Source organism: Bacillus sp. FSL R7-0646 (assembly GCF_037969865.1).
Classification (GTDB): Bacteria; Bacillota; Bacilli; order Bacillales; family Bacillaceae; genus Bacillus; species Bacillus licheniformis.
Window position 1 is genome coordinate 861,540 of the sequence record NZ_CP150217.1, and the last position, 21,790, is coordinate 883,329.

The window sequence follows — 21,790 nt, forward strand, 5'->3', positions numbered from 1 at the left end:
GACTGTGACACTTGCAATTATAGGAGGGGGACCTGCGGGTTACGTGGCGGCGATTACAGCGGCCAAAAATAGCAGAGAAGTCATCCTGATTGAAGATGGTTCCCTCGGAGGAACGTGTTTAAATGAAGGATGCATACCGACCAAAGCGCTTCTTGAAAGCGCAGATATGTTCGAGAAAATAAAATCCGCCGGCGCATTCGGAATCGGGCTGTCAGGCGAAAGCCCGACGGTTCAGTGGGAGGCCGTCCAAAGCCGTAAGAGAGAGATCATTCAGCGGCTCGCCGGGGGTATTGAATATTTGATGAATAAAAATAAAATCAAGGTTCTGCAAGGAAAAGCATCGTTTTTGTCCGAACACGACATACTTGTTGAAAAGGACGGAAAACAGGAGGTCATCAATGCCGGGCATGTGATTATAGCGGCAGGGGCAGCACCTGCCGCACTGCCTTTTGCGTCTTTTGACGGGAGCTGGATCATCCACAGCGGAGATGCCATGTCATTGCCGTCCATCCCTGAAACGATTTTTATTATCGGCGGAGGAATCATCGGCTGTGAATTTGCCAGTATATACAGCAGGCTGGGAGCGAATGTGATCATAGCCGAGCAGGCGGAACAGATTCTGCCTGAGGAAGATCCGGATATTGCCGCCTTTCTTCGCACAAGTCTCGAGGAGTCCGGCGTCCGTGTTTTCACATCTGTACAAGTGGAGCGTCTTGATCCTGCCAGGCAGCGCGTCTTTCTGAAAAATGGCGATGACAGCTTTAATATTCAAGCTGATCGATGTCTCGTCGCCGTCGGCCGAAAGCCGAGGACTGATGATCTGAAGCTTGACCATATCGGAGTCCAATATGACAGGAAAGGGATTCATGTCAACCAGCATATGCAGACAAACATCCCGCATATTTATGCGTGCGGGGATATCACAGGCGGGGTTCAGCTGGCGCATGCCGCTTTTCACGAAGGAACCGTCGCCGCATCCCATGCCTCAGGCAGAGACATGAAGGTCAACAGTGACATTATTCCGCGCTGCATCTATACTTCGCCTGAAATCGCAAGCGTCGGCTTAAATGAAAAAAAGGCGAGGGAGCGCTACAGGGATGTTCGTATCGGAGAGTTTCCGTTTTCTTCAAACGGAAAAGCGCTTATTTTGAATGAAACTGCCGGCAAGGTCAAAATCATCATAGAGCCGGAGTATCAGGAAATTGTCGGGGTTTCGATCGTGGGTCCGGGAGCAACCGAACTGATCGGCCAGGCAGCCGTAATGTTGCATGCAGAGCTGACGGCAGACGCAATGGAGCACTTCATCGCGGCCCATCCGACTCTTTCGGAAACGATTCACGAAGCTTTGCTGCAAGCCGCAGGTCGGGCCATTCACTGCTGAATAAGGGAGAACTTCGCACAGCGTGAGAGTGCGGAGTTTTTTTTATCGATATTGAAAGCGCTTTTATAATATAATGAGGAAAAAGCATGAGGAGAGGATGGAATGAATCCGACGCCCTGCTATTTAAATACGTGGAAACGCTTTGTTCAGGAAGGGCTTCTTGATCAGGCCCGCTTGAACAAAAGAGTCATGGAATCATGGTACCGCTGCAAAAATCGAAATGTCAATCCGTATTTAGATAAAGGACAGTCAATTTTAAAAAAGGATTTATTCGACGCTCAAAAAAAGAAACACTCGTTATTCCTCGATATCGCCCTGCCTTATCTACACAATATCAGCCGTGAATTAAAAGAGTCGGAAATGATGGCGCTCCTGATCGATGCCGACGGGTACGTATTAAGCTTGGCCGGCTGCCGGAGGACGCTTGAAGAGGCGAAAAAAATCAATTTTGTCGAGGGCGTGCGCTGGACGGAAACAGAAGTCGGCACGAACGCCATCGGAACCGCACTTGAAATCGGCGAAGCTGTCACCATTCACGGGACCGAGCATTTTTCGGTCGCTTCCCACCATTGGAGCTGTTCTGCTGCACCGATTCGCGATGAAGACGGCACCGTTATGGGTTTAATCGATATTTCCTGCCTCACGGATAGAAGGCATCCCTTTATGCTTGGGATGGCTGCCATTGCCGCACACGCCATCGAACGCGAGATCAGCGCACATACGAAAAAAAACGAAGCCGAGCTCATCAGCCATTGTCTTGAAAAAATCGATTCGGATCAGCCGTTTATCGTCTGCAATGAAAAAGACAAAATCGTAGCCGCGAGCAGACCGGTGCGGGAACGTTTTTCCGACTGGAGGAGAATGGATGTCAATGATCTGTATGAGCGCGGGTTTGCCGGGGGGCACAAGCAGACAATTTTCTCCGCCAAAGACGGGAGGCCCCTCGGTAAGTCGATTGCACTGGCTGAAGTGTCCCGCAATAAAACAGCTCCATCACTCGTATCCCGTTTCATCTATCCGGGTGAAACAGGAACAAGCCGGGCGTTTCAGCAGGCGCTTCACCACATGAGGCTTGCGGCTAAGACGGATGCGAATGTATACATATGGGGGGAAACAGGCTCCGGAAAGGAACTTGCCGCGAGGGCCATTCATCAGGCGAGCGCACGGAGAAACGGCCCTTTTATCGCCGTCAACTGCGGCGCCATTCCTGAAAGCTTGATGGAGAGCGAATTGTTCGGCTATGCCGAAGGCGCATTTACAGGAGCAAAGCGCCGCGGTTCAAAAGGGAAGTTTGAACAGGCTCACCGCGGTACGATTTTTCTCGATGAAATCGGTGAGATCCCTTATCAGATGCAAGTGGCGCTCTTAAGGATCATCGAAGAGCGGAAGGTCACTCCGATCGGCGGAACCCGTGAAGTTCCCCTCGACATCAGAATCATCACAGCAACACACCGTGATCTGAAAGACCTTCTCCAAAAAGGAAAGATACGTGAAGATCTGTATTACCGCCTTCATGTTTACCCCGTAAAAATACCGCCGCTCAGAGAGCGCAAAGAGGACATATCTGATTTGTTCCGCCACTATCAACAACAACACGAGTGGAAGGCCGAGTTTCCGCCGAATTTTTTCAAGCGGCTTCAGGAATATCATTGGCCTGGTAACATCCGTGAGCTCTTTAATACATTTGAAAGGCTCAGGGTTTTATTTCCGGAAGGCGGACTGATCGATCCGTCCCAATACAGCGCGGTGCTGGACGGACTCGATTGGAACAGCGGCGCACCTTCTGAAGAAGACCGGCTCACATTCAGAGAACGTGTTCTAAAACAAACGATGATGGAAGCTTTGCAAAAAACGAAAGGAAATGTGTCCGAAGCGGCCAAGCTGGCCGGAATTCCAAGAAGCACATTTTACAAGCGGCTTCGAAAATATAACCTTTAGCCTCTCGGCGCCCAAAGCATGACGCTGACGCCGGCTAAACAGATCACAGCCCCGGCCCAATCATAGAGGTCGGGGGTTTTTTTGTCGACCAGCCACCCCCAAAGCACAGCCAGAATAATAAATACGCCCCCGTACGCGGCATAGACGCGCCCGAACGATGGAAATGCCTGAAAAGCCGGGATGACGCCGTAAATGATTAAAGTCAGCCCTCCGGCCAACCCGTACCACAATGGTTTGGATTCCCTCAGCCACAGCCATACGAGATAGCCGCCCGCGATTTCAGCCAAACCCGCCAGTAAAAATAAACCGATTGCGATCATCATCAACAACACACTCCAATTCACGTGAATTGTCTCTATTCTACACGACATAAAACGGCCGGGAAAGTTCCCGTTTTTCGGGAAAATAAACAGAACGCGAGTATAGGAACTGTCTCCCCCGAACCTGTTGGAACGGCTCCTTCAGCATGATATAAGTAAATTGTAAACGCTTATAAGGGGGCTTTAAAAATGGATAAAACGTATTCGATTGTCATTGCAGGCGGAGGAAGCACATTTACCCCGGGGATTGTATTGATGCTCTTGGACAATCTGGATGATTTCCCGATCCGACAGCTGAAATTGTATGACAATGATGGAGAGCGGCAAGACAAAATAGCCGGCGCCTGTGAAGTGTTGGTTAAAGAAAGAGCTCCGCATATTCAATTTTTAGCGACGACCGATCCGGAAGAGGCGTTTTCCGATGTTGATTTCGTCATGGCTCATATCAGAGTCGGTAAATATGCAATGCGTGAGCTCGATGAAAAGATCCCTCTGAAATACGGAGTCGTCGGCCAGGAGACGTGCGGACCCGGAGGGATTGCGTACGGAATGAGGTCGATTGGCGGCGTGCTTGAGCTCATTGATTATATGGAAACCTATTCGCCTGACGCGTGGATGCTGAACTATTCAAACCCGGCTGCAATCGTCGCCGAAGCGACAAGAAGGCTGCGGCCGACATCAAAAGTGCTGAACATTTGCGATATGCCGATCGGTATCGAAGACAGGATGGCTCAGATTCTCGGACTGTCTTCGCGGAAGGAGATGGTTGTCCGCTATTACGGCCTTAATCATTTTGGCTGGTGGACGTCAATTTGTGATAAAGACGGCAACGATCTGATGCCGGCGATCAAAGAGCATGTCAGGAGGTTCGGCTATATTCCGGAACAGGAGCATGAAAAGGCTGAGGCGAGCTGGAATGACACGTTCAAAAAAGCGCGGGAAGTATTTGAACTCGATCCTGAGACGCTTCCAAATACGTATTTGCAATATTATTTTTATCCTGATGATATGGTGAAAAAATCAAACCCTGAATTTACCCGGGCGAACGAAGTAATGGAAGGGCGGGAGAAATTCATTTTCGGCGAGTGTGAAAAAATCGCAAAAGCCCAATCCAGCGCCGGCAGCAAAATCGAAATTGATGATCATGCTTCATATATTGTCGACCTTGCGCGCGCCCTTGCATTCAATACCGGTGAACGGATGCTTTTAATCGTTGAAAATAACGGAGCGATCCAAAACTTCGATTCATCGGCGATGGTAGAGGTGCCTTGCATTGTCGGCAAGAACGGTCCGGAGCCGATCACAATCGGCAAAATACCGCAGTTCCAAAAAGGGCTGATGGAACAGCAGGTGTCGGTTGAAAAGCTTGTCGTTGAAGCCTGGATTGAAAAATCGTATCAAAAGCTTTGGCAGGCTCTGATTTTGTCGCGGACTGTGCCGAATGCACGAACAGCCAAACTGATTCTCGATGATCTGATTGAAGCGAACAAAGGCTATTGGCCGGAGCTCTCCGCGGAAAATCTTCAGCCGTCGCTTTAAGGATGAAAGCGCCTGGGGCTCCTGAGCCAGACCGCCAGCCCAGGCATATCCCCCCATTTATTCTCGTATTTTATATAATAGAGACAGAGAATAAATGGGGTGAAAATGATGCAGTTGGAAGAATTAATGAACAAGCATTATAAAAAATTGAACGAAAACGATTTTCATGTTTTGAAATATATTTTGAACCATCAAGACACTTGCTACAAGCTGGGCATCAACGAATTAGCAAAGAAGTGCAATGTATCCCGCACATCGATTTTAAGACTTTCTCAAAAACTGGATTTCAGCGGGTACAGCGAGTTCAGGGTGTTTCTGAAGTGGGAGGCCGAGAAGCGGGAAGAAGAGCGGGAAGATTGCCGTTCCTTTGAAAGCCTCATGAGGGATATGGAAGCGAGCATGAAATATTTGAAAAATACGGATTTGCGAAAGATGTGCCAGCTCATTGACGAAGCGGACCGGATTTTTGTCTATGGTTCAGGCACGGCTCAGACGACGTGCGCTTATGAGCTGCAGCGAATGTTTGTTTCTCAGCACCGTTATTTGACGGTGATCAAAGATCAAATCGATTTCGACCTCATGTTTCCTGATTTTAGCACGGCCGATCTGATCATCATCATTTCGCTGTCAGGAGAAACCCCGTCGCTGATTCCGCAGGCACAGTCTTTGTCGGCTAAAGGCATTCCTTTTATCTCTTTGACGAATTTGAAAAATAATCTGCTCGCCCAGCTCACTCCTTACAATCTCTATGCGCCGAGCCAGACGGTGACGGTTTATCCAAAAACAGAGCTGACCGCTTTTGCACCCTTTTTTCTCGTTGGGGAAGCGCTGTTTCGCAGCTATGTCGACTATGCTGAAGAAAAGAAAAATCAGGAGTAACAGGGGGGATTCGCATTGATGCAAAAAGTACAGCGGTTCGGAAGCGCCATGTTTGTGCCGGTTTTGCTATTTGCTTTTGCCGGGATCGTCGTGGGCCTCAGCACATTATTTAAGAATGAGCAGCTGATGGGATCGCTTGCCAGTCAGGATACCTTTTGGTATCAATTCTGGTATATCCTTGAGGAAGGCGGCTGGACCGTTTTCAGGCAAATGCCGCTGTTGTTTGCGGTCGGAATTCCGATCGCACTGGCAAAAAAAGCGCAAGCGCGGGCATGTTTGGAAGCGCTTACTACTTATTTGACCTTCAATTATTTTGTCAGCGCTATTTTGACTGTATGGGGCGACTTTTTCGGAGTTGATATGACTCAGGAAGCAGGAGGAACAAGCGGGCTTGCAGAAATTGCCGGCATCAAAACCCTTGATACGAACATTATCGGGGCGATTCTGATTTCATCGATTGTCGTTTATATCCACAACCGCTATTTTGATAAGAAGCTGCCCGATTTTTTAGGGATTTTTCAAGGCTCTTCATTCGTCGTCATTATTTCATTTGCGATTATGTTTCCGGTAGCACTGGCAACCGCGTGGATTTGGCCGATGGTGCAGGACGGCATTGCGTCGCTGCAAAGCTTCCTTGTCGCCTCAGGTGCTTTCGGTGTATGGGTTTACACATTTTTAGAAAGAATTTTGATCCCTACGGGCCTGCATCACTTCATATACACGCCATTTGTTTTCGGCCCGGCCGTAGTTGAAGGCGGGATTGTCACCTATTGGGCGCAGCATCTCAGCGAGTTTTCAGCAAGCTCTGAACCGTTGAAAGAGCTCTTTCCTCAAGGCGGATTCGCGCTCCACGGAAACTCCAAAATCTTCGGAATTCTGGGGATCGCACTAGCCATCTATGTAACAGCCAAAAAAGAAAAGAAAAAAATCGTTGCCGGTCTGCTGATTCCGATCACGCTGACAGCGGTAATTGCGGGGATCACGGAGCCGATTGAATTTACGTTTTTGTTCATTTCGCCGCTGCTGTTTTTCGTACACAGCCTCTTGGCCGCGACGATGGCAACCTTGATGTATGCTGCAGGGGTGGTCGGAAATATGGGCGGCGGTTTAATCGAGATTTTAACGCTCAACTGGATCCCTCTGTTTCATCAGCACGGCAGCACTTATGTTTTTCAAATTTTGATCGGCTTGTCTTTCACCGCCATTTACTTCTTCGTATTCAGGTTCTTGATTTTAAAATTGGATATTGCCACGCCGGGGCGTGAAAAAGACCAGCAGCAGGAGACAAAATTTTATTCGAAAAAAGATTACAAGGCGAAAAAAGAATCCGAAAAAGAGGTTTCTGCGGCGCAGGAAATTGCTGAGACCGATCAGGCGGTTCTTTGCATCAAAGCGCTCGGCGGAAAAGAAAACATTGCGGAGGTGACAAACTGCGCGACAAGACTGAGAGTCAGCGTGTATGACGAGTCAAAAGTGGAGCCGGACAGTACGTTTAAGTCCTTTGGCGTTCACGGTGTCGTCAGAAACGGAAAAGCCTTGCAAATTATTATCGGTCTTTCGGTTCCGCAAGTCCGTGAAAGGGTCGAGAAGCTGCTGAACCAATCATAATTGCGCCGGTGCAAATGGCATCTCCTGAAATGACACATGCAAGCTGCAGAGACTTGCATGTGCGATTGGGGGATGCTCTTTTAATGCAAAGACAAGCTAACGCTTCACAGGTTATCCACATTAGCTCGCTCTATGCCGATGTTTACCTTTTTTTACAATTCAGCACGTAAATTTCATTCTTCAGCCGTTCAGATGTTTTAATGACAACTTTTTCGGTGCCCTGAAAATCCAAAATGCCGTCGTATCTTTCGATGACTTCGTCAATATGTTTGAAGTGGCGGACGTGGGCGCGTGAATCATAGTTAGGCACAGAAATCACCATGTCGCTCCCTTGAGGAAGACTCGATAAAAACGCTTTGTCTTTCTCTATATGCTCTAACACTTCCAGCAAAACAAAAACATGATATTTTTGCAGCATCCGGACGATCGCCTCGTCATATACATTTCCTTCGATGAAAGTAAACGAGGGATTATACCTTTTGGCTTCTTCAAGCATTCCTTTGGAAAAATCGATGCCTAAATATTTTCTGTATCCTTTGTCATATAAAAGCTTTGCGAATCTCCCAGTGCCGCAGCCGATATCGACAATCGTTTCATCTTTGGACTCCGGCAATAAACGTGCAGCTTCTTCATACACCTTTCTCCACGGGCTTTTTTCAAGCGGAATCAGATGTCGGTCAATAAATTGATCATAAAATTCAGCTGGCATTTCCGTTCCCATGTTTTTCACCTCGAAATCTTTTAAATCATCAGTAATAGAAATATATGTCCGGAAAGAAAATGCGTGCGGGAAGAATCCAGCCGATAAGAAAAATAGATCTATTCATCATTGTTCCTGCTGCTCTAAAAAATCTATTATTGTGTCTACTATTTCTTGTGCACGCGCATGATAGGTATGCTGTGAATGAACGAGACGGTAGCCGTTGTCTGTGATACGCTGCCTTTCTTTTTTATTTTGAAGATAGTATTTTGCTTTGTCATAAAAGTCTTCAACTTCACAAGCAATGAAATGGGTGCCGTCTTTAAAGCCAAGATCGAAAATATCTTGATTTGGCTCCGCCAGCAACAGCGTTCTGCAGGCAGGGGCTTCATAAAATTTTAACAACGGGTAGCGGAGGGCGCTTCCGCATGTGAAAAATATCTTTGCTCTGTTCAATTCCTGGGCATATTTTTCATTCAAAAAAGCCTGCTTGATTTCTTCTTCGTCAGTTATGACATTGCCGGGATGGGGGTGGTGAACAAACCCTTCTTCATGCTTCATGGTCTGCAATACAGCCTCCCTAAAAAGGTATTTTCCTTTTGGGGGATATCTTTTGTTTCCTTCATGTACAAGCCCCATGAGCAAATAGTCTATCGTTTTCTTCAACTTCCAGTCCTTGAATATTTCTGGATCAACTGCCCATGGAACCCATCTGAATTTGTCTTTGTACTGGGGGTATTCATTTAAAAAATGCTCTTTTGTCACTGAAAAAATTAAATCAATTTGGTTGTCTTCGAAATAGCTGCTTCTGATCTGTTTATTAAAATGAGAATCGATCACAAACGCGCCGGTGGGGATGTTTGTATCTTTGAGCCCCCTAATGTTTGGGGACAATGAGAAGCCGTAGGCAATGTCGTAGTGGAAAATGAAATCAGGACGAAATTGGATTTTGTCCAATATATCCGGAAGATAGCCGTCCGTATGCCAGTACATGACTTCGGCAAACTCCTCAAGAGATTTCATCATTTTATACTTTACTTCATGTTTGGGCATGGTCTTCCAAAACGTTTTAATCAGAACTAATATTTTCAAGCATCTCCGCATTTCTTTCTCCTCTCAAGACATCTTCGTCATCTTTCCCTATTTAATATATGAGGATTAAAAATTGATGTTCAGGCAAGCGTTAAAAAGACGGGGGGCTGGGGGCAGCTTGAAAATATGCGGAATTAATCAGCAAAACAAAAAGGCGATGCACCTGAGATGCACGCCTTTTTTAATGATTTTCCCGTTCATTGGCTTCGTCCAGATCGATCCATTCCTGCGACCATTTTTCCATTCCTTTAAGGACCGGTTCGAGCGCCTGCCCTTTTTCAGTCAGGGAGTATTCGATCCGCACCGGAGTTTCTGGATACACATGCCGGTGGATGATGCCCTCGTGTTCGAGTTCTTTTAATCTTTCGGATAACAGCCTTCCGCTGATGGGAAGGGAAGATTCTATATGGCAAAACCGCTGCGGGCCGTTAAGAAGCTGGTGAATGATGAATCCGTTCCAGCGCTGACTTATCATTTTCATTCCTTTTTCAAATTTCGGACATAAAGATGATAGGCTCATGTTCCTCACCTCTCTAGGTCTATTATAACGGTATATCAATGAATGAGCAAAGCTCATAAAATGTCTTGACGTAAGTTTGTTATTTATATATACTAACTTACACAAAGTAAGTAACGAACGAAAAAAGGAGGACACTGCAGACTTATTCAAGGGGATATGTTGATAGATGGATAAAGTTGGCGTTCGTCATTGGTCTTTAAAATAAAAATTGAACAAGAGGAGAAAATAATGAGCAACAAATACGAATTAGGTGCATTAATTTTACGTTTGGTTACAGGTCTTACATTTTTGCTTCACGGGCTTTCAAAATTTCAAGGCGGGATTGAAAATACTGTAGGATTCTTCAGCAGTGTCGGAATTCCGGGCTTTCTCGCCTATATCGTAGCGATTATCGAATTGGCCGGAGGGGCTTTGATGATTCTCGGGCTCGGTACACGTGTGATTGGCCTTTTATTTGCGATTGTCATGCTGGGGGCCATTTTCACTGTTAAGCTCTCCGCCGGTTTCATGGGAACGGATGGAGGCGCAGGCTATGAATTTGACGTTACGCTTCTTGCAATGTCTGTATACTTGGCCTTGAGCGGAAGCAGCATGCTGTCCCTTGGGGAAATGATCCTGAAATCAAGGAAAGAAGGAAAAACAGATGACGCAGCAAATCCACCCGGGCACTGAGCTCGGATATGTCAAGCTGAAGGTGAGCCGTCTTGAAAGATCGGTTTCTTTTTACAGGGATGTGATCGGTTTTCAAGTATTAAAACAGGACGGCAAAACGGCGGAGTTCACAGTTGACGGAAAAAATCCGCTTTTGATCATTGAGGAGATTCCAAATGCTGTTGTTCTTCCTGAACGATCGGCAGCAGGCCTTTATCATTTTGCCATTTTGCTTCCAAACCGAAAGCAGCTCGGCATGGCTGTGAAGCATTTGATCCGCGCCGGCATTGAACTCGGCCAGGGAGATCACCTTGTCAGCGAGGCGTTTTACTTGTCAGATCCTGATCAAAATGGAATCGAAATCTACCGCGACCGTCCGCGAGAGGGATGGAAGCGCGATGAGCAGGGGAACTACGTGATGGGTACGGAGCCGGTTGATGTCCAAGGACTTCTGGAAGAAGCCGATGGCCACGAATGGCAAGGTCTTCCCCCGGAAACAAAAATCGGACACGTCCATTTTCACGTCCGGGATTTGAAGCAGGCGAAAGAATTTTACCACTCTGTACTGGGATTTGATATCACAGGAGATTATCAACACATGTCAGCGCTTTTTGTCTCTGCCGGAGGCTACCATCATCATATCGGCTTAAACATCTGGGCCGGACAGCATGCGCCATTTGCCCCGCTTGATGCGGCAGGCATGGCGTATTACACGGTTCTTTTACCGAATCGAGCGGAACTTGACCGAATTGCAAAAAAACTGAAAAGCTCGGGTTATGCCGTTGAGCATCAAGAAAACGCATGGTTTGTTAAAGACCCGGCATCAGGTATTGATATCAGATTGACCGTTTGAAAAGGTGAAACTCCAGTTTCGCCTTTTTTTATGCCATTCAATCAAAGGACAACAAAAGCAAAGAATGAGAAGAAACAGACATTAATAACAAAGATTCAGGGGCAGCAGCTATGCTAACATGAATTTGAAAATCTGGAAATGAGGGGTGAAGGTTGATGGCAAAAAGCCTGACTGGCAAGGCGAAACATCATCCGCCTGTCTGGAATCCGAACATTGACGGCGGGCGGTTTTGCAATCCCGTTCTTTTCATGGACTACTCAGATCCGGATGTCATTCGGAAAGGCAGCGACTTTTTTATGGCGGCTTCAAGTTTTTCCTGTTTTCCCGGAATTCCCATTTTGCACTCGACAGATTTGGTGAACTGGTCATTGATCAGCCATGTGTTTGACGAGCTCCCCTTCGGCGAATATGAGGCCCCTGCTCATGGCAAAGGAGCGTGGGCGCCGAGCATTCGATACCATAACGGAGAATTCTGGGTGTATTTCGCAACGCCTGATGAAGGAATCTTCATGAGCAAAACATCAGATCCGTTTAAAGGATGGGAGCCTCTCATACAGGTCAAAAAGACAAAGGGCTGGATTGATCCTTGTCCATTTTGGGATGACGATGGAAATGCCTATCTGATCCATGCTTACGCAAACAGCAGAATCGGGATCAAGAGCAAGCTGAATCTTTGCCGAATGAAAAAAGACGGAACGGCTTTGGAAGACGATGGAGAAATCGTCTTTGACGGCACGCTGAACCACCCTACGATTGAAGGACCGAAATTGTATAAAAAAGACGGCTATTATTATATCTTTGCTCCGGCGGGAGGGGTGAAGACAGGCTGGCAGACGGTTTTGCGGAGCAAGCAGATTTACGGTCCCTATGAAGACAAGGTTGTCCTTCACCAAGGAAATACGGTCATTAACGGTCCGCACCAGGGAGGCTGGGTTGAACTTGATTCCGGAGAGTCATGGTTTATCCACTTTCAAGATCGCGGAGCATTCGGCAGAGTTGTGCAACTTCAACCTGTCCGCTGGTTCGACGGCTGGCCGCTGATGGGTGAAGACATAAACGGCGACGGGATCGGAGAACCGGTTTTGCATTGGGAAAAGCCGAAGACGGGCGCCAAAGAAGTGAAACTGCCCTTTGATCATGGCAATGATGATTTTTCTTCTTCAGACCGCCTTGCGCTTCATTGGCAATGGGAAGCGAATCCGAAGCAAGAATGGTACTCTCTCAGCGCCAGTCCCGGCCGGCTTCGCTTATACAGCCGCGGCATCGCTCATCCGTTCAAACTGAGCCGCCTGCCGAACCTTCTGATGCAGAAATTTTCGGGGCCAAGCTTCACAGCAACGGTCAAATTGTCGCTAAACGCCTTGTCGGAAACTATGATGGCCGGCTTGGCTGTCATGGGAAGGGAATACGCCTATCTCGGCTTCTCGAAATCAGAAAACGGTTATCGGCTTTCTGTATACGAAGGCCGTATAGAAGGTGATCAGGAAGATGTCAAAACAGAAGAGCGCGGCGTACATGCGGAAATGGTCTATTTGCGCGTGACTGTTGATGAACAGGCGGTCTGCCGTTTCAGCTGCAGCATGGACCGGCGTCATTTCACACAGATTGGGAATTCGTTTCAGGCTGTTCCCGGACTGTGGACGGGTGCCAAAGCAGGTGTATATTGCGCCGATACCGGCGGAGAAGACGGACAGGACGGATGGTGCGATATCGAATGGTTCAGTGTCGAACCGGCAGGAGGGGAATGCCATGAGCGGTGAACACACATATACGAACCCGGTGTTGACCGGTTTTCATCCGGACCCTTCAATTATCAGAGTCGGGGAAGATTATTACATGGTGAACTCAACGTTCCAGTATTTCCCGGCAATCGTTATTTCCCACTCTAAAGATTTAGTCCATTGGAAGATCATCGGCCACGGAATCACGGAAAATGAAGGATTGGACCTGTCGGATATCAATGATTCGCACGGCATTTGGGCGCCTGATATTTCGTATCATAACGGAACCTTCTACATCTTCGCGACGCACAGGCTGAACGGACCGACTGTCATCAACGGCCGAAAGCTGATCCGCAGACAGATTATGATCAAGTCCAGCCGCCCCGAAGGGCCTTATTCAAAGCCCGTTTTCATTGATGAAGGCAGCGGCATCGATCCTTCTCACTTCGTTGACGGCGACGGGAAACACTATATGCTGCTCAGTCCTGCCTGCACGCTCTTTCCTCTAAATGAAGAATGCACAGACATCTCCGGCGAGCCGGTTCAGATATGGGAAGGGACTGGGAGAAGGGCGCCTGAAGGGCCGCATTTGCTGAAAAAAGACGGTTATTACTACGCGATATTGGCAGAAGGAGGAACCGGATATTCCCACTCGATTACGACAGCCCGCTCAACGCATTTGTACGGTCCTTATGAGCCCTGCCCGTATAATCCGATTTTAACGCAGACAGACCCGGATGCTCCGATTCAAAGAGCAGGACACGGCAAGCTCGTTGAAACCCAGAATGGAGAATGGTGGGCGGTGTATCTATGCGGACGGCCCAATCAAGGTAGCTATACAACGGTTGGGAGGGAGACCGCTTTGGATCCCGTCGAATGGACGGATGACGGCTGGTTTGTCATCAACAGCCTGAAGGGCCCGAGTCTTGTTCAGCGCGCTCCAAACCTCCCCCAAGTCAAATGGGATGAAAAGAATTTCGACGATTTTGACGAGGATACGCTCGGTCTTGACTGGCAGTTTGTCAGGAATCCCGATCATTCCAGCTGGTCTTTGACCGAGAGACCGGGATATCTCAGGCTGTGGACAGGTGATTGGGATCTACATGACATCCGTGCAAAAAATACGGTCGTCAGAAGGGAAAAGCACCACCTATACAGCGCCGGCGTGAAACTCGACTTTTCACCTTCGGCCTCCGGAGAGCAAGCGGGGATCGTCTGCTACTACAGCACGAATAATTATTTGAAATGCTGCTTGATCTATGAAGAAGGATTGAAGATCAAGGTCGTGGAAAATCGCTCCGGTTGCCAAAAAACGCTGGGGAAAAAACATGCCGAGGCCGGCCCGCTGTTTCTGAAAGCTGTCATCAATAAGCAAAAGAGGGATTTTTACTACAGTTATGAAGGGAAGCATTGGCACCACGCGGGCGGTACAGAGGACGCCAGTTTTTTAAGCGATGAGGGTTCGCGTGACGCAAAGGGACATACGGGAACGATGGTCGGGATATTCGCCAATAACGGCGGAAGCGGCAGAAAGGCTGCCGCTGATTTTGACTGGTTCCGCTATATTGCATATTAAATGTCTCTGCTTTTTTTCCTGTATTGAAGCGGCGGGATGCCGACGATCTCTTTAAACACTTTATTGAAATGGCTGATATGCTTAAAACCGGTATCCGCAGCGATGTCCAATATTTTCTCGTCTGTATCACGAAGCCGTTTTTTCGCTTCGCGGATCCTGATGTGCCGGATATACTCCTGAAGATGAAAGCCGGTCACTTTTTTAAACACTCTGCTTAAATAGGATGGGCTGATATAAAATTGTCCGGCCAATCCGTCTAACGTCATCGTTTCTTGAAAGCTGCAATTGATATATGAAGCGATTTCCGAGATTTTTTCATCCATCGGGTGAAGCGGCCGTGTTTGATTGCGGCCGCCGCCCGCAAGGCTCCGGTAAATGGTGAAAAGCAGCTGAAACAGCAGCGCCCTGACGACATCCTCGTGTCCTTCTTTTTTCAGCTTGCACTCCTTTTTCATCTCCATCAGCATATGTTCGACTGCGGCCTGTTCACGCAGGGAAAATGCGATGAAGTTTTGATTTTCCGGAAACGGAAGAAGCCGATAATGGCTGCACTTCAGCAATGGTTCTATGAAATCGTGCGAGAAATTAATCAGGATGCGTTCGAACTCTTGAACTTCCGTGCTTGACGTTCGGTGGAGGTCGTGGGGATTGATGATGATCATCGTGCCTTTTTCCGCGGTATAGACGCTTTGGTTAATAAAATACGTGCGTTCTCCGCTCAGCAGATAATACAGTTCATAGCCTTCATGAACATGCGGCGCGTTCATCTCGGTAAATCCTTTTCTCTGCATATATTGAATCGAAAAAGAATGCTCGGCTATGAAATATTTAGGATGGAGCATGTCGGGCATTCCTCCTTGAGAGCGTTTTCTTAACAAACGGGAGGGATCGTATGAAAAAGTTATGTTGCCTGATCTTGGTCTTGGTTTTTTCCGCGGGCTGTACTCAGCAAAAGGCATCAACGGAAGAGGACGGGGCGCTTGAAATCAATTGGCTCGTACCGCTCCACACACCGCAGCCTCCGAAAGAGAAGGCGCTTGACATCATTGAAGACAAAACGAATACAAAGCTGAAGCTCATCTGGGTTCCGGATTCAACAAAAGAAGAGCGGATCAATACAACCCTTGCAAGCGGAAACATGCCTAAAGTAATGACATTGCCTGATCTTGAAGATTCAGCGGTTGTCAGCGCGCTGCGCTCGGGAATGTTCTGGGAAATCGGACCGTATTTCAAAGACTATCCGAATTTAAGAAAACTTGATAAAACTATATTGAAAAATATTTCGGTTGATGGCAAAGTTTACGGGATTTATAGAGAAAGGCCGATGGCCAGGCAGGGAGTCGTGATTCGGAAAGACTGGCTCGACAATCTCGGATTGGAAATGCCGGAAACCGTTGATGACCTTTATAAAATAGCGAAAGCATTTACAGAACAGGACCCCGATCAAAACGGAAAAGACGACACGTTCGGTCTCGCCGACCGCAATGATCTCACCTTCGGAGCGTTTAAAACCCTGGCTTCGTACTTTGGCGCGCCGAACGAATGGGGAACGGACGAAGACGGAAATCTCTTCCCCTATTTTAAGCATGAGGCCTATAAAGACGCAATGGCATACATGAAAAAGCTTTATGAAGAAGGCCTGATGAACAGGGACTTTGCGGTGACAAGCAAAACGCAGCAGCAGGATTTAGTGATTCAGGGGAAAGCGGGAATCTATATCGGCGCGATGAGCGATGCCATGAACTTGCGTGATCAGGGACTCGCTTTGAACCCCGGCTTTCAGCTTGATATCGCAAACCGGATCAAGGGCCCCGACGGCAAGGAGCGCACATGGGCGCTCGGCGGGCATGGCGGGATGTTCGCCATTTCGAAATCAAGCGTCAAGACTGAAAAAGAGGTCAGAAAAATCCTCGCATTTTTTGACAGAATCGCTGAAGAAGACCTCAACAATTTGATGTTGTATGGAATAGAAGGCGTACACTATGAAAAGAAAGGGGGGAGCGGCTATTTTCGAAAGCAGGAAAACTACCATCTGTGGGAAGCGGAAATTCAGCCGTTAAACCAGCTGATTGGCGTCAATAAACAAGCTTTAAAAAGCGCTGAAGATCCGCTCCGCGCCAAAAATGAAAAGCTTGAGGAGGACAACCGGGCAATCGCAGTCCAGAATCCGGCCGAACCGCTGTATTCTGCCGCACAGATGGACAGGGGAACAGAATTGAAGAAAATCATTGATGACGCCACATTTCAATTTATTCTCGGGGAAATCAATGAAAAAGCTTTGACCAGGCAGTCCTGAAATGGGAGAAGCATGGCGGCGGAAAGATCATGAAAGAACTGAATGAAGATCTGAAAAAAGCAAACTAAACAGAAAACCCTTTCCATTTTTTTGAAAAGGAAAGGGTTTTTCATCGTATTCGCTCCAAGTTCATTTTCTTTAAATTCTGCAAAATAAACAATATAATTCCATCATAGGACGAAAAGGAGGAAGCGATATGCAGACTGCCGTTATATATGCACACCCAAATCCAAACAGTTTCAACGGAGCCATTTTAAATCAAGTCATAAAGGCGCTTGAGGACGGTAAGCATTTTTATGACGTCATTGATTTGTATAGAGACCGGTTTGATCCCGTTCTATTATTTGATGAAAAGAAAAGGCGCTCAGATATGAATCGCGATCCGGAAACTGCCGAATATCGAAGAATTGTCAAAAACGCCGACCATCTGATTTTCATTTATCCGCTTTGGTGGGGCGGAATGCCAGCGATCATGAAAGGCTTTATTGACCGCGTTTTTGCCGCCGGAGAAGCCTATACATATCAAGGAAAGCTGCCAAAAGGCCTGCTGAAGGCGCGCACGGCATCAGTTTACTACACGGCTGACGCTCCGTCTTGGTATTTGCGGTTTTGGCAGCGGGATGCCGACTGGGTGACGGTTAAAGATGTGATGTTGAAGTTTTGCGGCGTACGGCGGGTAAAGCGCCTGCTGTTTGCCGGCGTGAAAGACAGCTCTGAAGAAAAACGCACGCAATGGCTTGACCGTGTCTACCGGTCTATAGCTCCTGCAGATCGGGGGATCAGCAAATGACAAAGGAGATGAAGTGGCTGGATTGGGCAAAGGAAATTCAAGCTATCGCCCAGGCGGGGCTTGCCTATACAAAAGATGACTTTGATCGTGAACGTTTTGAGCAGCTTCGCGAGCTGAGCTGCGAAATCATCGCCGATTATACGGAAACGGACTTCTCTAAAGTGAAAGAGCTTTTTGCCGGGGAATCGGGCTATCAAACGCCTAAAGTCGATGTGAGAGCCGTAATTTTTAAAGATCATAAGCTCCTCCTTGTCCAGGAAAAAGCAGACGGCAAATGGGCGCTGCCAGGCGGATGGGCAGACATCGGCTTTACGCCGAAAGAAATCGCGGTTAAAGAAACGCTTGAAGAGACAGGTTTGAAAGTCAAGGCGCATAAACTTCTGGCGGTCATGGATAAAAAGCGCCACAACCACCCCCCTTCCGCCTTCCACATCTATAAGCTGTTTATCTCCTGTCAAATTGTCGGAGGCAAGGCGGAAGCGGGGACTGAAACACAAAACCTTGGTTTTTTCTCATTGGAGAATCTGCCTGAATTATCGGCAGCAAGGAATACCTATGAACAGATCGAATATCTTTTTGAAAAGCATGATGAAGTGTATTGCGACTAAGGGAGGAACAGACAATGGATCAGTTGAAATATCCGATCGGCACCTTTTCCAAACCGCTTGAAGCGGACGAAAGGGAACTGGAAAAATGGATCGGGGATCTGAAGCAAGCGCCGCATCTCCTGAGAAGCGCGGCGGCGGAACTAAATGAAGAACAGCTTGATACGCCGTACCGGACCGGAGGCTGGGCTGTCCGCCAAGTCGTTCACCATCTTGCCGACAGCCATATGAACGGCTATATTCGAAGCAAATTGGCGCTGACAGAAGAGACGCCTTTGATCCGCACGTTTGACGAACAGAATTGGGCCGGGCTTACCGATGCCAGAACGCTGGATCCGGATTTGTCGCTGGCGCTTTTAGACACGCTGCATCTGCGCTGGGCTGCTCTTTTTTGAATCTTTGACAGAAGCGGATTTTGAAAAAGCGTACATTTATCCTGGCACAGGTGAGGAGATGAAGCTGTATCAAGCGCTTGCTCTCTATGTGTGGCACTCACAACACCATATTGCCCATATTAAAGCGCATCGAAAAAGAATGGGCTGGAATTGAAAAAAACGCGCCGCGGGCGCGTTTTTTGTTTGCCGTTTGTTTTCAGAGGGGATTGTTAACAATAACATAACAGCGGAATCGTTGGTTATTGCTTTTTCTAGCCGGTAAATTAAGGTAAGATATATGAGTTATCACCCAAAACGTGATGGATTTATCTTGCGATTAGATTAGAGAGAAGTGGTTTTTCATGAAAAAAAATGCGCTGGCGATTTTAAGGATCGTGATTCCGGCGGCTGTTCTTTTGTTTGTCTTTTTTCAAGCGAAAAAAGAACTGGCCGGGCTGTCTTTTAAAGAAACATTTTTGATTATCGATCAAATTAATCGGATTGACCTATTCATCCTTGTTTTTCTCGGACTTGCCGCCATTTTGGCGATGACATTATACGATTTTGTTCTGGTCCGCTCCCTCGGAATGAAGGTTTCGAAATGGAAAACGATCAAAGTATCATGGATCGCCAACTCACTTAACAATGTTCTCGGGTTCGGCGGATTGTCCGGTGCAGGATTGAGAACGATCCTTTACAAAGAGCATGTTGATGATGTGAAGAAGCTGATCAGGGGGATCGCTTGGCTTGCGTCTTCGGTTCTTCTCGGGCTGTCTGTCCTCAGCCTTCTCGTCCTTGCCGGAATTCTGCCTGCCGGGGATCTGTTTACAGAAAAAACGTGGGTGCTGCTGGCTGTTGCCGGTACGGCGATGATCGCTCCCGGTGCGGCCGTCATTTTAATGATCAAAAAGAAGAGAAGCAGAGGAGCCGAAAAGGGCATGCGGCTTTCGGTCTTCTTTTCTTATCTGGGTGCATCGGTGATCGAGTGGGTTGCCGCAGCAGCGGTCATGTATTATTCCCTTGCAACGATGGGCGTCGAATTGGACTTAAAAACCGTCATCGGCGTTTTTACGATTGCTTCGGTGGCCGGAATGATCAGTCTCGTTCCCGGCGGATTCGGTTCGTTCGACCTGCTTTTTTTGGTCGGAATGAGCCAGCTGGGGGTTGATCAGGAAATCACTCTGACGGCGATTGTGCTCTACCGGATCGCCTATTCGTTTATCCCTTTTGTGTTCGGTCTTATTTTTGCAGCAGCCGATTTGACTGGAAATACGATGAAGAGGCTCGAAGAAAAACCGATTATTGCCCCGGCAATAGAAACGACCAATATTCTGTTGATTTTACACAGAGCGCTCCTATTCAGACTGCTGAACGGTTCGCTTTCAGTCATCGCATTTTGCAGCGGAGCGATTGTGATCGCATCTGTGGCGCTGCCGATTGACAGGATTACATTGATACCGAATATTTCGAAGTTCATGCTGGTGTTTTTTAACGGTTTGTCCCTCAGTTTCGGCTTGATTTTGCTGATTCTGCCGCTTGAACTTTATCGGAGGACAAAGAGATCTTATTATATGACGCTGACCGCTTTGGCGCTTGCCTTTCTGTTCACGCTTTTTAAAGGCTTTAATATTAGCGCCGTCTTCATGATTCCTGTGGTGTTTGCCCTGTTTGTATTGCTGAGGGGGCAGTTTACAAGGGAGCGGGCTGTCTACACATTCGGGCAAATCGCATGGGGAGCTTTTATCTTCCTCTTTACTTTATTGAATTACAATATTATCGCTTCACACATTTGGGAGGCGCTCGGCCATCTTCTTGTGAAAGATTATTTCATTCACAGTGAACGCCATGTCGACTTCGCGACGTTTTTTGCGTTATTTTTCGTTCCGCTGTATTTCGCTGTTTTCATCTGGGCGTTTAACAGGAAAACGAAAGAGATCGGTGAAGAGCCTGATCCGGAGAAACTGGAGGCATTCTTAGAAGAAAAAGGCGGCAACGCTTTGAGCCATTTAGGCTTTTTAGGGGACAAGCGGTTTTTTTATTCAAGCGACGGGAATGCGCTGATTCAATTCGCCAAAGTCGGCCAGCGCCTCGTTGTGCTCGGCGACCCGTCCGGCCGGGAAGACTCGTTTCCGCTCGTGATCAAAGAATTCCTTCATGCGGCTGACCAAAAAGGGTATCTTGTCATTTTCTATCAGATCGAACGCGAAGACATGGCGCTCTATCATGACTTCGGATACCGCTTTTTCAAGCTTGGAGAAGAGGCGATTGTCGACCTTGACACCTTTACAATCAGCGGAAAAAAGCGGGCCGGACTAAGGGCGATCTACAACCGTTTTGAACGGGAAGGGTATACGTTCCATGTCGAACAGCCGCCGTTTTCGAGAGAATTCCTCAACGAGCTGAGGCAGGTGTCTGATGAATGGCTCGGCCGCAAAAAAGAAAAAGGCTTTTCGCTCGGGTTTTTTCAAGAAGATTATTTGCAAAAGGCGCCAATTGCCGTTTTAAAAAGCGAAGAAGGCGAGATCGTCGCGTTTATGAATATCATGCCGATGTACCGCGAAGGGGAAATATCCATCGATCTGATGCGCTATTCGAAAAAGGCGCCGAAAGGAATCATGGATGCGCTGTTCATCTATTTATTTCAATGGGGAAAAGAACAGGGCTACACGGCCTTCAATATGGGAATGGCCCCTTTATCGAATGTAGGGACAACGTTTCAGTCATTCTGGACGGAGCGGCTGGCCGCCGTGATTTTCAACAATGTCAGCTACATGTACAGTTTCAGCGGACTGCGGTCTTTTAAAGAAAAATATAAGCCGGTTTGGCGGGGGAAATATTTAGCCTATCGGAAAAACCGATCTCTCCCGGTAACGATGATCCTTGTGACAAGGCTGATCGGAAGGAGAACGAAATGAGGCCGTTTATTAAAACGGCCTTTTTTTTATAT

Annotated in this window: 18 protein-coding genes and 1 pseudogene; 14 read left to right on the top strand and 5 right to left on the bottom strand. The window is 47.6% G+C overall.

What is annotated here, in order from left to right; genetic code table 11:
* The first annotated feature begins 4 nt into the window (after positions 1 to 4).
* Both lpdA and MKY62_RS04250 read left to right on the top strand, forming a co-directional pair.
* Complete coding sequence (gene lpdA, locus MKY62_RS04245; protein ID WP_003179861.1) at positions 5 to 1,381, top strand: dihydrolipoyl dehydrogenase; 1,377 nt, start codon at positions 5 to 7, stop codon at positions 1,379 to 1,381.
* 102 nt (positions 1,382 to 1,483) lie between these two features.
* Complete coding sequence (locus MKY62_RS04250) at positions 1,484 to 3,319, top strand: sigma-54-dependent Fis family transcriptional regulator (RefSeq protein ID WP_339613945.1); 1,836 nt, start codon at positions 1,484 to 1,486, stop codon at positions 3,317 to 3,319.
* On the opposite strand, the gene MKY62_RS04255 is transcribed toward MKY62_RS04250, so the two are convergent.
* A complete protein-coding gene (locus MKY62_RS04255; protein ID WP_161621015.1) occupies positions 3,316 to 3,645 on the bottom strand; it encodes a YnfA family protein in 330 nt (109 codons plus the stop codon). The genes MKY62_RS04250 and MKY62_RS04255 overlap by 4 nt on opposite strands.
* A gap of 183 nt (positions 3,646 to 3,828) precedes the next feature.
* Here MKY62_RS04255 and glvA point away from each other — a divergent pair, with 183 nt between their 5' ends.
* The 3 genes from glvA to MKY62_RS04270 all read left to right on the top strand — a co-directional run bounded on the left by glvA (position 3,829) and on the right by MKY62_RS04270 (position 7,665).
* Positions 3,829 to 5,178, top strand: coding sequence for a maltose-6'-phosphate glucosidase (glvA, locus tag MKY62_RS04260; RefSeq protein ID WP_003179867.1), 1,350 nt, complete (start codon positions 3,829 to 3,831; stop codon positions 5,176 to 5,178).
* A gap of 108 nt (positions 5,179 to 5,286) precedes the next feature.
* Positions 5,287 to 6,057 carry a MurR/RpiR family transcriptional regulator gene (locus tag MKY62_RS04265; protein WP_003179870.1) on the top strand — a complete coding sequence of 257 codons (771 nt, stop codon included), beginning with the start codon at positions 5,287 to 5,289 and terminating at the stop codon, positions 6,055 to 6,057.
* Between the two features lie 15 nt (positions 6,058 to 6,072).
* Positions 6,073 to 7,665, top strand: coding sequence for an alpha-glucoside-specific PTS transporter subunit IIBC (locus MKY62_RS04270; protein ID WP_119498781.1), 1,593 nt, complete (start codon positions 6,073 to 6,075; stop codon positions 7,663 to 7,665).
* Between the two features lie 142 nt (positions 7,666 to 7,807).
* Here MKY62_RS04270 and MKY62_RS04275 read toward each other — a convergent pair whose 3' ends face one another.
* From MKY62_RS04275 to MKY62_RS04285, 3 genes are all read right to left on the bottom strand, one after another.
* The gene (locus MKY62_RS04275; protein ID WP_003179875.1) at positions 7,808 to 8,386 is read right to left on the bottom strand and encodes a methyltransferase domain-containing protein; all 579 of its coding nucleotides are present in this window, start codon (positions 8,384 to 8,386) and stop codon (positions 7,808 to 7,810) included.
* A gap of 105 nt (positions 8,387 to 8,491) precedes the next feature.
* Positions 8,492 to 9,469, bottom strand: a complete 978-nt coding sequence (locus MKY62_RS04280; protein ID WP_003179877.1) for a glycosyltransferase — start codon at positions 9,467 to 9,469, stop codon at positions 8,492 to 8,494.
* A gap of 169 nt (positions 9,470 to 9,638) precedes the next feature.
* Positions 9,639 to 9,977: a winged helix-turn-helix transcriptional regulator gene (locus tag MKY62_RS04285; RefSeq protein ID WP_003179879.1), complete on the bottom strand. Its 339-nt coding sequence runs from the start codon at positions 9,975 to 9,977 to the stop codon at positions 9,639 to 9,641.
* A 228-nt stretch (positions 9,978 to 10,205) separates the two neighbouring features.
* Between MKY62_RS04285 and MKY62_RS04290 the strand changes: the two genes are divergently transcribed.
* From MKY62_RS04290 to MKY62_RS04305, 4 genes are all read left to right on the top strand, one after another.
* Positions 10,206 to 10,649, top strand: a complete 444-nt coding sequence (locus MKY62_RS04290; RefSeq protein WP_003179881.1) for a DoxX family protein — start codon at positions 10,206 to 10,208, stop codon at positions 10,647 to 10,649.
* Positions 10,621 to 11,481: a VOC family protein gene (locus tag MKY62_RS04295; RefSeq protein WP_003179883.1), complete on the top strand. Its 861-nt coding sequence runs from the start codon at positions 10,621 to 10,623 to the stop codon at positions 11,479 to 11,481. Before MKY62_RS04290 ends, MKY62_RS04295 begins: the two co-directional genes overlap by 29 nt.
* 155 nt (positions 11,482 to 11,636) lie before the next feature.
* Positions 11,637 to 13,241, top strand: a complete 1,605-nt coding sequence (locus tag MKY62_RS04300) for a glycoside hydrolase 43 family protein (RefSeq protein ID WP_003179886.1) — start codon at positions 11,637 to 11,639, stop codon at positions 13,239 to 13,241.
* Positions 13,231 to 14,778: a glycoside hydrolase family 43 protein gene (locus tag MKY62_RS04305; protein ID WP_003179888.1), complete on the top strand. Its 1,548-nt coding sequence runs from the start codon at positions 13,231 to 13,233 to the stop codon at positions 14,776 to 14,778. Before MKY62_RS04300 ends, MKY62_RS04305 begins: the two co-directional genes overlap by 11 nt.
* On the opposite strand, the gene MKY62_RS04310 is transcribed toward MKY62_RS04305, so the two are convergent.
* Positions 14,775 to 15,620 (bottom strand): AraC family transcriptional regulator, encoded by an 846-nt coding sequence (locus MKY62_RS04310; protein ID WP_003179889.1) that lies wholly within the window; start codon positions 15,618 to 15,620, stop codon positions 14,775 to 14,777. The two genes, MKY62_RS04305 and MKY62_RS04310, sit on opposite strands and share 4 nt — an antisense overlap.
* Before the next feature lie 50 nt (positions 15,621 to 15,670).
* On the opposite strand from MKY62_RS04310, the gene MKY62_RS04315 reads away from it, so the two are divergent.
* From MKY62_RS04315 to mprF, 5 genes and pseudogenes are all read left to right on the top strand, one after another.
* Entirely contained in the window at positions 15,671 to 17,074 is a 1,404-nt protein-coding gene (locus MKY62_RS04315; protein WP_003179892.1) for an extracellular solute-binding protein, read from the top strand.
* Between the two features lie 196 nt (positions 17,075 to 17,270).
* Complete coding sequence (locus tag MKY62_RS04320) at positions 17,271 to 17,864, top strand: NAD(P)H-dependent oxidoreductase (protein WP_003179893.1); 594 nt, start codon at positions 17,271 to 17,273, stop codon at positions 17,862 to 17,864.
* Positions 17,861 to 18,472, top strand: coding sequence for an NUDIX hydrolase (locus MKY62_RS04325; protein WP_009329023.1), 612 nt, complete (start codon positions 17,861 to 17,863; stop codon positions 18,470 to 18,472). The genes MKY62_RS04320 and MKY62_RS04325 overlap by 4 nt, the downstream gene beginning before the upstream one ends.
* Before the next feature lie 14 nt (positions 18,473 to 18,486).
* Positions 18,487 to 19,018 (top strand): annotated as a pseudogene (locus MKY62_RS04330) (YfiT family bacillithiol transferase).
* Between the two features lie 187 nt (positions 19,019 to 19,205).
* Positions 19,206 to 21,758 carry a bifunctional lysylphosphatidylglycerol flippase/synthetase MprF gene (mprF, locus tag MKY62_RS04335; RefSeq protein ID WP_003179900.1) on the top strand — a complete coding sequence of 851 codons (2,553 nt, stop codon included), beginning with the start codon at positions 19,206 to 19,208 and terminating at the stop codon, positions 21,756 to 21,758.
* Positions 21,759 to 21,790: the final 32 nt, after the last annotated feature.